We start from the raw sequence: 13482 nt of genomic DNA, 5'->3' as shown, positions 1-13482 counted from the left end.
TGTGTTTTCCTTGTCGTCAAATCGTCAAAACGGTGAGGACGCCCAGCGTGAAGACGACGGCGACCAGATTGAGGGCGGTGAGGATGGAGATCAGCTTGACCATCTTGCGAAAGCGGTCCTGTGCCGTATCGGCAAGACGGGCAGCTTCCTGCATGGCCGACAGACGTTCGCGCACGGCATCTGTCAGAGCTTCATTCTTGAAGTCCTCGATGGCGGCGGTGACATCATTGGTAAAAGTTTCTGCCTGTGCCTGGATGATCCCGGACAAGGTCCGGTTATGCTGATCAATCAGGCGACGATGCTCGTCGAGCACGACCTTGTGGATGGTGTAGATCATCAGCACCGGATCACCGTCCTCGACGGTGACCTGATGAACTTTCCACAAATGCGTGCGCAGCTCTTCGATGCTGTCCATGGTCAGGGGCGGCGGGGGAGCCTCATCAAGAACACTGGCCATTACAGCACCGCCTGTTCCATGGCGGATCCAATGCTGCGCCAGGTCATCATCAGGCGTTGGCGCGACATCAAGGGAAAGTCTGCGTGGCTGCCTGCTTCATCAAAGGTCAGGCGGGCACGCATCATCTGTTCGATGTCATGGCCAAAGGTTTCTTTGCGAACCTCGGGCAGACGAACCAGCGCGTGAATGCGGTTCTTGTTTTTCTTGTAAAGCCCGGACTGCTCGAAGCTCTCGATCTCGCCGGATGCATTCTTGCGTTCGATCCGCCCGAAATACTCATTGAGCCAAACGACGACGGGAATATCAGGAACACTCTGCAACACCTGATGCAGACCTTGCATGGTGTCGTTAAGCGCCTGGCCGCCTGTCAGCACCGTATGGAGGCGAACTTCATGACCGGCATCGGCGAGCATCTGCAGCGCCTGCGCTTCGACCATATAGCCAAGCAGCGGCAAGAAGGTGCTGGCCCCGTTATCAATCACGACAACGCCGTCTTCCGGGCCGGTCATGATCTGTTCGATCAGCGCATCGAAATAGCGTGGGTTGATCTCGTCGGGACGTTCGCCAAGGCGAATGGTCTCGACCGGGAAAGCTTTGTATCCGGCAAAAGTCTGGTTTACCGGATCTGTGTCATAGCAATGAAGCGGGGTGTCACGTTTGAGGTAATGCTGCGCGAGAAGGCTGGCGACAAACGACTTGCCGACCCCGCCCTTGCCCTGAAGGGTGAGATTAATCAACGCCATCGGCGATAACTCCATCTGAAATGATAATTTTGATGCCCAGCACATGGGCGAGGCGAAAGACATGGGCGGCAGGCAGATCGGTTCGGCCTGCTTCAAAATCGCGATAGGTGCGTTCGCACACGCCAATGCGCTCGCCTGCACCTGCTTGAGTGAGACGTTTGGACTGGCGCGCTTGCCGCAGCCGGGTATGGAGGGTGAGATAGTCAGATTGCCAAGCGCTCATTGGGTGTCCTCTCCATCATCGGAGGGTGCATCCCATAGGCGATTAAACTCGGCCTGTTCTTCGGCTTTGAGCGTTGGCAATGTGCTTGAGATTGGAGTGTTGTTTGGTCGCCGTGCCGGATTGCTGACTTGGCTGGACTGAAGCTGTGTTCTTGCCGTGGTCTTGGGCGCAGAGCGCTCAGCACGAAGCAGTTTCACGCGGCGATAAAACGACCGGCGTGAAATGGTGATCCGCTTGGCGGCGGATAAATTGTCAAAGATTTGGCGGGCGGAAATACCCTTCTCGATTTCTGCAAGGATTTCATCCTGCAGAGCGAGAATTTCGATTTTTGCCTGACCCCATTCGGCTGGCATTATAGACCCCCATCGCGTCGTTAACGACTTGACAAGGATCGGAAATGTATGGTCTCAATTCTCTACCGAAGGCACCAAAACTGATGTTTCTCGGGGAAAAGAATTGGGCAATCAGGTATGCCCCCGCAACCAATAATATCAACGCCTTAGCTGAGAAATCAGCTGAGGTGTTTTTTTATTTGGAAGCTAAACGGATGAAAGAGAACAGGTGAATGCTGTTTGTGGCGCCGGTGCAACCGTCCTTCCGGCCGTCGATGATCAATGTTTGATTTTAGCAAGGGAATGGCAGCGGCTGTGCTCTAAGCCGTGGACGCTTGAGAATGCCTGTATTTAAGTAAATGAAGCTATTGATCGTGTTACGCTGAGTTCATGCTCTACGAAGACGATGACTAAGTTCGTATGTTTCAGACGGGGTCTTATCATTTGGCAGGCGTTTTTGCTTGGTCACGGTTGAGAGCAAGAAACAGATCGTGCGGGACGCCGTCAAGCGGCAGATAGACCCGTGGCGCGGCGGCGATGACTTCTCCGTCAAGCCGAGTTATAGCTATGTCTGTTTGCTCTACGTGAATGTTGCATACAGTATCGGCCACCTTCAGTCGGGCGGAAAAGCCCGGCCAGTCTTTTGGGATGTTAGGGGCGATACGCAGGCGGTTGCCCTCACGAGTTATGCCAAGGATACCCTCAATCGCGGCGCGGTGCATCCAGGCGGCAGAGCCGGTGTACCAGCTCCAGCCGCCGCGTCCAACATGAGGGGCGACGGAATAGACATCGGCAGCCACAACATAGGGTTCGGTCTTGTAGCGCTGAGTTGCCTTCGGTGTGCGTGCATGGTTGATCGGGTTGAGCAGAGCAAACAACTCGGCTGCGTGGTCACCATCGCCCAGTCGGGCCCAGGCGAGAATTGCCCACATGGCAGCATGGCTGTATTGCCCGCCGTTCTCGCGCAAGCCTGGCGGATATCCAGCAATATAACCTGGGTCATGCGCCTCGGGTACCGGACCTGTTCCGAAAGCCGGGTCGAAAAGCAGCGACAGACCGTCGTTATGGCGGACAAGATATTGGTCGAACGCTTCCATCGCTTGTTTGGCACGCGCGGGATCGGCCTGCCCCGATAGCACCGACCAGCTTTGCACGATAGAGTCTATGGCGCAGGCAGGGGACGCAGCTGTGCCCAGCCATGTGCCATCGTCAAAGGTTGCGCGTTTGTACCATGCACCATCCCAGGCATTGGCTTCGATGGACTGGCGCAGTTTCTCGGCCTGTTCGCGCCAACGATGTGCAATGGCGCCATTGCGTGGTTCGGCCAGCGATGCAAAAGCCAGCAGCGTTTGCAACAGCAACCAGCCGAGCCAAACGCTTTCGCCTTGTCCTTCGGCACCCACGCGGTTCATGCCGTCATTCCAGTCGCCAGTGCCAATTAGCGGCAGGCCATGTTGACCGGTTAGCCTCAAGGCACGATCCAGCCCCAGCGCGCAGTGATCAAACAACGAGGCACCATGGCCCGCATCATCGGGCAGGAAGAAAGCATCATGTTCGTCCTCGTGAAGGCTATGCCCGTCGAGGAAACTGATTTTTTCGTCCAGTACTGCCGTGTCACCTGTGGCAGTGACATAGGTGGCAACTGCGTGCCCGAGCCAGACACAGTCATCCGAAATACGGGTGCGCACTCCTTGGCCGGAATGGGGGAGCCACCAATGTTGAACGTCTCCTTCGGGGAATTGACGCGCGGCGGCGCGTAGCAAATGTGCACGGGTGCGCGCAGGTTGGGTCAGGGTTAAGGCCATATTGTCTTGTAATTGGTCGCGGAAACCATATGCACCGCTTGCCTGATAGAAGGCAGCGCGGGCCTCGATCCGGCAGGAAAGTGTTTGATACGGCAGCCAGCCGTTGACCATGATGTCCATGGCGCGGTCTGGCGTCTCGATTTGAAGATCCCCCAGGGTTTCTTGCCAATACCCCTGAACCTTTGCCAACGCTGCGTGCGGATCGGTAGAGCGCATCTCTTTCACGAGCGCAACAGCTGCTGTCGCGTCGGAGCATTGTCCAAGCAGATGTATAAACTCCACGCTTTCGCCGGGGGCCAATGTCACAGTTTTCATCAGAGCCAGACAGGGATCAAGCCCGGCACCAAGCCTGCCCGACAGTGTCACGTGATGGCGCAGGCCTGCGGGCGCGGCCGGGCTGCCGCCTGATCCGAGAAACTCTGTGCGGTCGCCTGTCCAGCTTTCGGTGTTGCTGTCAGGGGAGAAGAGGTCGGCAAACATGACACGGCCTGGAAAGGCGGTGTTCCAAGGGTTGCGCACCAGAAGTGCACCCGTCTCATTATCGCGAGACGTTATAAGGAAGGGGGCCGAGGCTGCGCGCGAGACACCCATGACTGGTTCGCTATAGGCCGCAACGCTAAGCTGACGTGGTTTTGTTCCGGTATTGCTCAGGCGCAATATAGATATTCGGACCGGTGCATCACGCGGAACAAATTGCACCATGTCACAGGCGATGTTGTCGGCCTGATGGGTGAACCGGCTATAGCCAAAACCGTGGCGCACGACATGCAGCCCGCCCTCACGATCCTGCCTGTTCCCGGTTGCAGAAAGCGGGCGTGCTGTCGGCGAGATCAATACGCCGCTCGTGTCGTCGCGGATGTAAAAAGCCTCGCCGGACGGGTCGACTACGGCATCGTTGGACCATGGTGTTAATTGGTTGTCTCTGCTGTTTTCGGACCAGGTGAAGCCACTGCCGCTTGCCGAAACCTGAAAGCCAAAGCCGGGATTTGCGATGACATTGATCCAGGGCGCGGGGGTTGTGTCGTTCGGACCAAGCTGGATTACATATTCCCGTCCGTTCAGGTCAAAACCGCCTGTGCCGTTAAAGAACTCGAGCCCCTCTCCACTGGCTTGGGGGATTGTTGCATTGAGACGGATTGGGCGTGTATTCGGAGCTGTGACCGCTGTAAAGACGAGTTCAGGATCATGGAGTAATGTACCAAGTTGGCCACTGATGTCACCACGCCGTGCCAGCAAAACTACCCTTGCGGCGGACAGAAGCTGCGCACGTGCCTCGGGCGAAATCAGATCAGCGCGTAGCGCGAACGCCGATCCGTGTGCCATGTGTTCGCCACTGCCTGGCCGTGATTGGCTACGGCGAAGGGCGGTATCAATCGCTATCTGCAGGTCTTGGACATAGGACGCCGGGTGTTCATTCAGGATGACCAGATCGACGGTGAGCTGTTTGTTGCGCCAATATTCATGTGCCTGAAGCAAGCTACGAACTTGTCCGATATCAGCTGGGTCGTCAATACGCAGTAATACAATCGGCAGATCACCCGATATTGCCAGAGGCCAGAGTCCTGATTGACGTCCCGCGCCTTGTGCAAGCACCTCGGCGGGGGGACGAAAACGGGCGTCGTGATAGAGGATCGGGGCGGCAAGGCGTTGAAAATCGGCAGCTTCGCTCGGCGAGATGCCGAGGTGACGCAATTGTACCTGGGCCCGTGTCCAGGCCAGCGTGCGAGCACGGTCATAGGCATTGCGATCATGGTGACGATCAATCAGATCGATCAGTGCCTCGCGGCTGTCGGCGGCCACCATCCAGATCATCACACGTGCGGTGCGCCCCGGTGCGATACGCAGCCGGTTGCGTAAAGCGAAAACGGGATCAAGCACGGTGCCTGTATGCCCCGCCAGTGGGGCAGGGTCACTTGTGGCGTACGGTTCCACTTGTGCGTGGTCACGACCAAGCGCAGTGGCTCGATCGCTGTCATATTGCAGGGGGGCAGTCGTCTCGCCTTCGACGATGGTGAACTGCGCGGCCCAGATCTCGGGCTCTTTCGGGTTGCGCCGACGCCGCCAGGCAATTAGTGCGCCGTATTCGGGAAGGAATTCTGTCTGTACGAACATCTGCGAAAAGGCGGGATGTGCTGCTTCGGAGGCGGGTGTGGCGAGCGTCAGTTCAACATAGGAACTGACCTCCATCTCGCAGGCTTTACGTCCAGAGTTGGTAACCGACAGGCGGCGCACCTCGGCATCCGCCTCGCCCGAGACGAGGATGTCTAGTACCGTGTCGAGCTGGCCGGTCCGGGCGGTGAATGTCGTGTGGTCCTCGAAGAATTGTACATCTTGCTGGGTATTTTTCGTGTCAGGGCCACAGGGGCCAAAGCTCTGCTCTGTCCCTTCCGAAAGGTTGCGCAGATGCAGAAAGGCGCCCTGATTGTCGCGCGTGGCATCTTCACGCCAGCGGGTCAGGGCGATGTCGCCCCAGCGGCTGTAACCACCCCCGGTTGCTGTCAGCATCACCGCGTAACGTCCGTTCGACATCAGATGGCTGACTGGCGGTCCGCTCGGGCAGCCTTCGATCCGGCGACCGCGCTCTGCGTCCGAAGGGAGGGTACGTGGCGCTGAGGGCTCCTCAAGGGGGGGCAGAGCGCGGGCGATGTCGCGGGGCAGGCGTTCGTGCAGTAGCAATTCACTGGCATGGATCATTGGTTCGCGGTGGAACCTTCGGCGCATCAGCCCGTCACTGAGCGCATTGGCGATGGCGACGATGGTCATACCCTGATGATGCGCCATATAGCTTTGCACCACTGAAACGCGTTGTCCCGGCAATACCCGTTCGGGTGTGAAGTCCAGCGCCTCGTAGAATCCGTAGACGCCAAGCCCGCCTAAGGCCTCCAACGCGTCGTAATTGCGTCGCGCGGCACCCGGGTCGAGCATCGTCGCAAGCCCGGTTGCATAGGGGGCGATCACCAGATCGCCGGCAAGGCCGCGCTTCAGCCCGAGCCCCGGTACGCCGAATGTCGAATACTGGTAGGTGAATTCGACATCTCGCGCGTTGAAGCCGGATTCAGAGATGCCCCAGGGTACGCCTTGCGCTCGACCATAGGCGATCTGACGTGCGACGACCAAACGGCAGGTGCGGCCGAGTTGGCCGCCCTCGGGTTCGCGCATCACCAGTTCGGGCATTAGATATTCGAACATTGATCCGGCCCAGGAAACCAGCGCTGTGCCGCCGGGGATCGCCGTCGCGGCGCGGCCCAACCGGAACCAGTGGCGCAAAGGCACGTCCTGCTTGGCAATGGCGAAGAGGCTGGCCAGACGAGCCTCGGAGGCCAGAAGGTCATAGCAGGATGGATCAAGGGTGTTTTCGTGGACCGAATAGCCGATCGAGAGCAGCTTGCGCTCGGGATCCAAAAGGAACGTGAAATCCATATCTATGGCCAGTTGGCGCGCGGTTCTCCCAAGTTGGCGCAGATGTCCGGTCAGTTCTGCACATTCGATTTCGGTTACGGTGGCGTCGACGATCGCCTTGACCAGACCGTCGCGCAGCAAGGACATCCACGAGGGGCCAATTCCGTTTGCCAGGCTACCGGCCCAGGCGGGGCTTTCGACCTTGGCGGCAAGGCGTTGCAGATCGTGCCAGTCGATCTTTGCCTGCTTCAGGCCTTTGCGTAGCTCCGCGATTGTTGCGGTCAGGGATGGATCCGTTGGGGTTTGGGACTTGGCGGCGTCAATCTCTGCCAGATCCAGAAGATCGATCATTCCGTGTGCCCTGCGCTGCAGGTCGGGTGCGGGGACTTCAGCCCACTCGTCGCAGGTATTTGCCAGCGCGATCAGATGACCCGCCAGATTACCACTGTCCACTGATGAGATATAGGGCGGGTCGAGAACCCGGCCGTCCCGCGTGTCATACCAATTGTAGAAATGCCCGTTGAGACGCGGTAACGCCTCCATCGTGGTAAGGGTCGCTGCAATCCGTTCGGCGGCCTGCCGGCGCCCAATCCAGCCGAAATCCCGAGCCGTGGCCGTCGCGAGAAGATAGAGCCCGATATTGGTGGGGGAGGTCCGGTGAGCAACTGTTGGGCTCGGTTCTTCCTGAAAGTTGTCAGGTGGTAAGTTGCTGTCCTCGGCGGTGACGAAGGTTTCGAAATAGCACCATGTCCGGCGGGCGATCAGGCGCAAGGTCTGCGCATCCTGCGAGGTCAGCGCAGCATCTGGCTGAGCTTTGGGCGGCTGACTGACGCGGAAGGCTATGAATGGGGCAGCAAGCCAGACCCCGGCAAAAGCCAGGATCAGAGGTAGCGCGGTAGGAGCAGCCATGCCGACCAGCCCGGCTGCTGTTAGTCCCAGAGCAGTACCGGGCACCATGGCACGGGCAAAACCGCGTAGGTCGGGGCGCGGCGCGGCGGCGGCGGAGGCGGCCGTGGTCCATTCCAGCAGGTGTCGTCGGGATATCCCCAGTCGCCAGAGCGTACGGGTGATGGCGTCTAGTGATCGCCATGCGGCGTCGGCCAGAAATGCCGCAGCAAGCCCCATTTGCAGAAGTGCTAGCGCCAGATCCTCGCGCATTAGGCGCAGATGCGTTCGAAGGTGCAGACCTGTGCGGTGCGGTACGGCGGAGATCGCCGCATGAAGGAACGCAGGAAGCATCAGGACTACCAGAGCCAGCGCCGTCGCCAACGCAGCAGCCAGACCGGGAAACAGCCAGCCCAAGATCAGCATCGCCAGGGTCGCAGGTGCCAGCAGCGAGCGCCGTAGAGTGTCGAGTACCTTGACCCGTCCCAGCGTACTCAGCCCGCCGTTCGGGCCGAGCCAGGGCAGAAGTTGCCAGTCGCCCCGGCACCATCGGTGCACGCGTCGAGCGGCAAGGTCCTGCCGATCAGGGAAAGCCTCGACCAGTTCCACGTCCGAGGCCAGCCCCGCCCGCGCGAAGATTCCCTCAAGCAGATCGTGACTCAGCAAGGTGTTTTCGGGTACGCGTCCGGTCATTACCGTTTCAAAAGCGTCGAGATCATAGATGCCCTTGCCGGTGAAGGAACCCTCGCCGAAGAGGTCCTGATAGATGTCCGACGCGGCGGCGGCATAGGGGTCCATCCCGCCTGGCCCGGATGTGGCGCGCAAAAAGGCCGTACCGGTTCGGCCTGCAGGCAGGGACGGGGTGACCCGCGGTTGCAGAATTGCGTGGCCCGCACTTACCCGACGCAGATCGGGGTCAATCACTGGCCGGTTCAGCGGGTGGGCCATCTTGCCGATCAGTCGCAGAGCTGTGTCGCGCGGCATCCGTGTGTCGGAATCCAGCGTCAGCACATAGCGTACGCCAGAGGGCACGACGGGAGTGCTGCCATCGGGCCCACGGTAATCGGTGTCTGTGGCGCCGCGCAGCAGGCGGTTCAACTCGTGCAGCTTGCCGCGCTTGCGCTCCCACCCCATCCAGATCATCTCGACCGGATTATAGCGGCGCTGGCGGTGCAGGTGCAAAAAGCGAACACCAGAGGGCCCCGGACCGTAGCGTTGGTTCAATTCAAGCATCCGCTCGGTGATAAGTGCCAGAAGTGCAGCATCTTCCGGCATGTCCTGTTGCGGTGCGTCCAGCCCGTCGGTTAGAAGCGCGAAGGTAATATCTCCCTGCGCGCCGGAGAGAAAATGCATTTCCAGCCCCTCGACCTGCTCCTGCATGTCATCGCGGGAATTGGTCAGAAGGGTCGGTACGACCACAAGTGTGCGGAGCGTCGCCGGAATCCCGCCGTCAAGCGAAAGTCCCGGCAGCGCTGCTGCGGGTACGGTCCAGCCGACCAGCCGGTCGACCAGAAGCTGTGCAATGGCGCTGGCCGGGATCAGGGCGGCAAAGGTCCAAAGGGCCCACAGGGCCCACAGGGCCAGTGATGGTCCGGTTGTGTTCGGTCCAGCCAGAATGCCTAGCGCCCAGAGGCCGATCGCAAGCAGTCCAAGGGTGACACCGATGAGACTGCAGATATAACCGGAGAGCCCGGGGCGGAAACCTATCCGATGCCATCCCGTTTGCCGATAGCCAATCTGGCGGTTAAAGGCTGTTCGGCCCTCGGCTAGCAGATGCCAGCCGGGATCGCTGCGGCGCAAAGTTTCCGTATCGGCAAGTCGTGTATCGGCCGTCCCCGGTGCTGCCTTTGCAGCCGCCAGCACCTGCTCTGCTACCTTGGTTTCGCTGTTGTCGCTGTGGCGGGAAAGATCCTCGATGGCCGTGCGGTAGAGATTGCGGCTTGCGAAATCCATGTCGGCAAATCCGGGATGTTCCCGTAGTTTTGCATCGACAAGGCTGACGCCTTCGAACAGATCCTGCCAGTCCATCTCGGAAATTGTGCGCAGGCTGGTGATGACGTTGCGCACAGTAACGTTGGATGCCCCTTGTCGTTCCTGGGCATGTTGTACCACCAGATCGACTTTGGTGCCCTGCGTCGCTAGCCGTTTTTCGAGCCATGCAATGGCTGGTGTGGTAAGCGGATCGCAGTCGCGCAGTCGTTTGGCCAATTGTGCGGCAAAGACTTCAGGCAGGAGGTCGCCATTAGGGCAAGCATCGACGTCGGTAAGCTGGACGGGCTGCACGCTGTCGATGCCCAGAATTCGGTCGGCCAACAGGTCAGCGTCGTGGCGATGTTGATGCCCGAAGGCGATCTGATCAGCCAGACGCCGGAGATTTTCCAGAAGGACGAGGCGAAGCGTAATCGGCACGGCCCAGAGTTCGCCGATGGTAAGAGGCTGGACCCGTTGATATGCGCGCAAATACCGTGATAGTGCTGGCCCGTCTAGATGGCTGTCAGTATGTGCGACATAAGCCCAGACCAGTCCGAATACCCTTGGATAGCCGCGAAATGGTCCTTCGGCGAGTTTTGGTAGTATCCGATAGTAGCTGGGGGGCAGATCAGTGCGGCATTCGCGAATTTGAGCGTCCACCTGGTGGTAATTGTCCAGAAACCACTGAGCCGCAGGTACAATCGGGTGACCTGCGGTAAGTTCAAGGCTGCAGGCTCTGCGGGTGGCCAGCAAGGCGATTGCATTGTCTTCCAGTCGTTGCTGAAGCGAGGCAACATGCGGTGGAGATGCAGAGACTTTCTGTTCCCGTGCAAGACTACTCGCATGCTGTTCCAGCCGTTCCAGCCCGAAAAGCTCGGCCCGTACGGGATTAATGTCATTCCAAGGGGCTGTGTCGCCACGGCGGAGCGGTAACCATCTAGGCAATCGGCCGCTCATTAAGAAGCCTCCAGGGCAATAATTGGCTAAATACGCGCCATAGAATGAAATATCCCGCATACAGAACGATGAATGCGAAAATATTCGCGCTACAGTTTATAGCTACGGGATGGACAACGATCTGCCCTGTATGGGCCTTGGGGCGTTCGCTGTGCTTCTCATTTCGGTTTGAAAGATCCGTATCTGGAATCCGGGTTAGGTTTTTTTGGCCTTCGGTTTTTTCGCGATGGTCAGGCCCTTGTTGAGTGACAGGATCGGCGCGGGCGCAGTCTTTTTCTGCTTCGGTTTCTTTTCTTCTCTGCCGCGGCGGTTGTTGCCTTTTGCCATGTCGTTCTCCTGAGATGTTTGAAGCTGTGAAATTGTCGCCAAACGTTGATGTTCGGCAAAAGTTATGGCCGCGAGTTATCGGTTCCGATACGCACGCAGGCGCTGGTAATGCACATGACGAAGAGTTCCGAAGAATGTGTGGAGCAGAGTTGATCGACATTAGGTGTCGGATTTTTTTTAGGTAGGTATATGGCAACCCGGTTCTGTGGCCATTTCACAAGTGGGATGGCTATGTTTCGGGCTTTACGTTCGGCAATAATGGCCGATTGGCTGACTTTGCGATCAGGGAGCTATGCCGGGAGGACTCTGAAGGTCGAGATCGCGTGGAGGTCGAGCTATGGACAGGTCAGAAAAGGGGATCTGATTGTGTTATGCCGCAAATGTGAGGATTTTTTATTCGATCAATCTCAGGGTATATGAATTGCATGCATAACAACTGCTTTTCGTACCTCTGATCCATTCAATTTATAAGCGTCACGAACTCAATCGGAAAGAGAAAAATTATCATAAAAATCGACTTAACAGCGAATTGTCGCTTGCAAGGGGATTTAGGTCCCCATTTTTGAATATTTTGTCCTTAAAAATAGCTGTTGCTACGACGGAGCGACCAGTTTGACTGTGCAGATTTTTATGATGTTGAAGTTCATCCGGTTAGGCCGAAAAGAGTGTTCCGTGCTGCTTTCAGTCTTGTTCTGCAGTCGGTGTTTGTTGATGCGACAGCCGGAACCATTCGTCTTCGTCACGTAAATAGGTGGAGGTACAGAGCGCTTCGTAAATTGGCACCTCGGCCCGTTCTGCCGACACGTGATAAGCAAGAACAGCGACATCGCCTTTGAGGGTTATGACAGGTTCGGTGAATGCAACCGTTCGCCATCTTTGTGCGACGGCATTATCACGCCAAATGGCTTCATCAACAAGAATTCCGGCGGGATATGGAAGAACAGCAAGTGCTCCTTTTGCGGTCAAATGGTGAACACCGTCCGCACCTTCTGTCCAGAATTTTTTTTCCAGTACCCATAGGTTGTCTGTATCGGTCATCAAAAGCCCTTCCGGCAGGATGTCGCACACAATTTACGAGTTATTGTGTGAAGCGCATTCTAGTCTCTGAATATCAGAATGCTTACTTGCACAATAAAAACTGCGATTGCGACAATGAAATAAATGCGTGTGTCGAATGCTTTTGGCGTTCGATTGCCGGTCGTTTTGGTATTGTCGTATAGGGTGCCGTGCGGCAAAAATGCAATGAGGCGTGTTGTAACGTCAGCGCGTTCGGTAATCAAAGAAGGGACATCGGTGAAGCGTGCCATCAGCGCGTCTAACCGTTGCCAAGCAGAACCTTTGGGGAGAGCTGCCAGATCAGATGCTTCTTGCCATGGGTCGACGCCAAGCCTTGCAAGCATCGAAAGCACCGTAACGCGGGTTCCTGTTTGATCGTTGCCGACCAGTGTTTGCAGGAATTGATCATATTTGGTGTCTAGGCCAAGTGGTGTTGGAACATATGCCAAGGCAATATCCTTAACCAGCTAGGTGTGGTTCAGCCAGATTGACTAATCCAATGTACTGTTAGGCTGGTTAAATGAAGCACATGGTTGTTACCATAGATGAAATGGGCGAAAATGAACAGAAATCATATTTTTTCTTATGATTTTCGGATGTTATTCCGGTGCCCAATTTAATAATCTCGGCAGTAATTTCCTCTTGTCGGGCCCGACGAAGCTTAGCCTAAGTTCGCGCTCGATTTGGCGGCCTGCCGAAGACATTGCTTCCAATCGTGCCTCGTTTTTTGCAAGAAATTGCTCCAGTGAAGCAATTTTAGTCTGAAGGTTGAGTGCGGGCGTTAGACCGCGCGCAGACTGCATCATTGCAGGATATTTAAACATATTGGTTATCAGCTCGTCTTTATGGATAACCGTTGCGTTTGGGGATAAGGCACGTGGATCTGTCAGAGGCTGCGGCGCAAGGTTTCAGAAGGTAAAACACTAAAGCGCTTTGCATAGGCATGGGAAAAGCGGCCCATATGAATGAAACCCCATTTTGCCGCAATTTCGGAAACTGTACCATCCGGGCCTGCATTCATAAGGTCGAGGTGAGCCCGTGCCAGTCGCACCGACTTCAGATAGGCCATTGGCGACATGCTATAGGCTTCATTGAAACCGACCTGCAGTGTCCGATAACTGCACCCGGCATGGCTGACAAGTTTTTGCAGGGTGATCGAAGTATCAGCATGTTCGTGAACATAATCACGGGCGCGTTTAACATAATAAGGAATTGCGCCGGATACTGTTTGATGTTGCAGAAGGTCGGAAAAGGAATTGGGAAGTTGCATCAAGACATTGACCAGCATCAGGTCACGCAGACTATCAAAAAGAAAGGTATTATCAAG

9 protein-coding genes are annotated in these 13482 nt (G+C 56.9%); all 9 read right to left on the bottom strand.

Annotated elements, in window-relative coordinates:
• Positions 1 to 16 precede the first annotated feature (16 nt).
• Entirely contained in the window at positions 17 to 457 is a 441-nt protein-coding gene (locus ACN0TS_RS16205; protein WP_062952323.1) for a hypothetical protein, read from the bottom strand.
• The gene (locus ACN0TS_RS16200; RefSeq protein WP_417260405.1) at positions 457 to 1200 is read right to left on the bottom strand and encodes a conjugal transfer protein TraL; all 744 of its coding nucleotides are present in this window, start codon (positions 1198 to 1200) and stop codon (positions 457 to 459) included. Before ACN0TS_RS16200 ends, ACN0TS_RS16205 begins: the two co-directional genes overlap by 1 nt.
• The gene (locus tag ACN0TS_RS16195) at positions 1187 to 1423 is read right to left on the bottom strand and encodes a helix-turn-helix transcriptional regulator (protein ID WP_007092567.1); all 237 of its coding nucleotides are present in this window, start codon (positions 1421 to 1423) and stop codon (positions 1187 to 1189) included. Before ACN0TS_RS16195 ends, ACN0TS_RS16200 begins: the two co-directional genes overlap by 14 nt.
• Complete coding sequence (locus tag ACN0TS_RS16190; RefSeq protein ID WP_417260404.1) at positions 1420 to 1776, bottom strand: hypothetical protein; 357 nt, start codon at positions 1774 to 1776, stop codon at positions 1420 to 1422. Before ACN0TS_RS16190 ends, ACN0TS_RS16195 begins: the two co-directional genes overlap by 4 nt.
• A gap of 419 nt (positions 1777 to 2195) precedes the next feature.
• Positions 2196 to 10760 (bottom strand): GH36-type glycosyl hydrolase domain-containing protein, encoded by an 8565-nt coding sequence (locus ACN0TS_RS16185; protein WP_417260403.1) that lies wholly within the window; start codon positions 10758 to 10760, stop codon positions 2196 to 2198.
• Between the two features lie 207 nt (positions 10761 to 10967).
• Entirely contained in the window at positions 10968 to 11099 is a 132-nt protein-coding gene (locus ACN0TS_RS16180) for a hypothetical protein (protein ID WP_281251311.1), read from the bottom strand.
• Positions 11100 to 11780: 681 nt separating this feature from the next.
• Positions 11781 to 12137 (bottom strand): hypothetical protein, encoded by a 357-nt coding sequence (locus ACN0TS_RS16175; protein ID WP_211274840.1) that lies wholly within the window; start codon positions 12135 to 12137, stop codon positions 11781 to 11783.
• Between the two features lie 59 nt (positions 12138 to 12196).
• Positions 12197 to 12604, bottom strand: a complete 408-nt coding sequence (locus ACN0TS_RS16170; RefSeq protein ID WP_417260402.1) for a hypothetical protein — start codon at positions 12602 to 12604, stop codon at positions 12197 to 12199.
• A 437-nt stretch (positions 12605 to 13041) separates the two neighbouring features.
• Positions 13042 to 13482, bottom strand: a 441-nt coding sequence (locus ACN0TS_RS16165) for a helix-turn-helix transcriptional regulator (protein ID WP_417260401.1), incomplete at its 5' end; no start/stop codon positions are given.

This window comes from Celeribacter sp. (genome assembly GCF_048266405.1).
In the GTDB taxonomy this organism is placed as follows: Bacteria; Pseudomonadota; Alphaproteobacteria; order Rhodobacterales; family Rhodobacteraceae; genus Celeribacter.
This window is presented reverse-complemented; position numbering and strand designations above follow the sequence as displayed.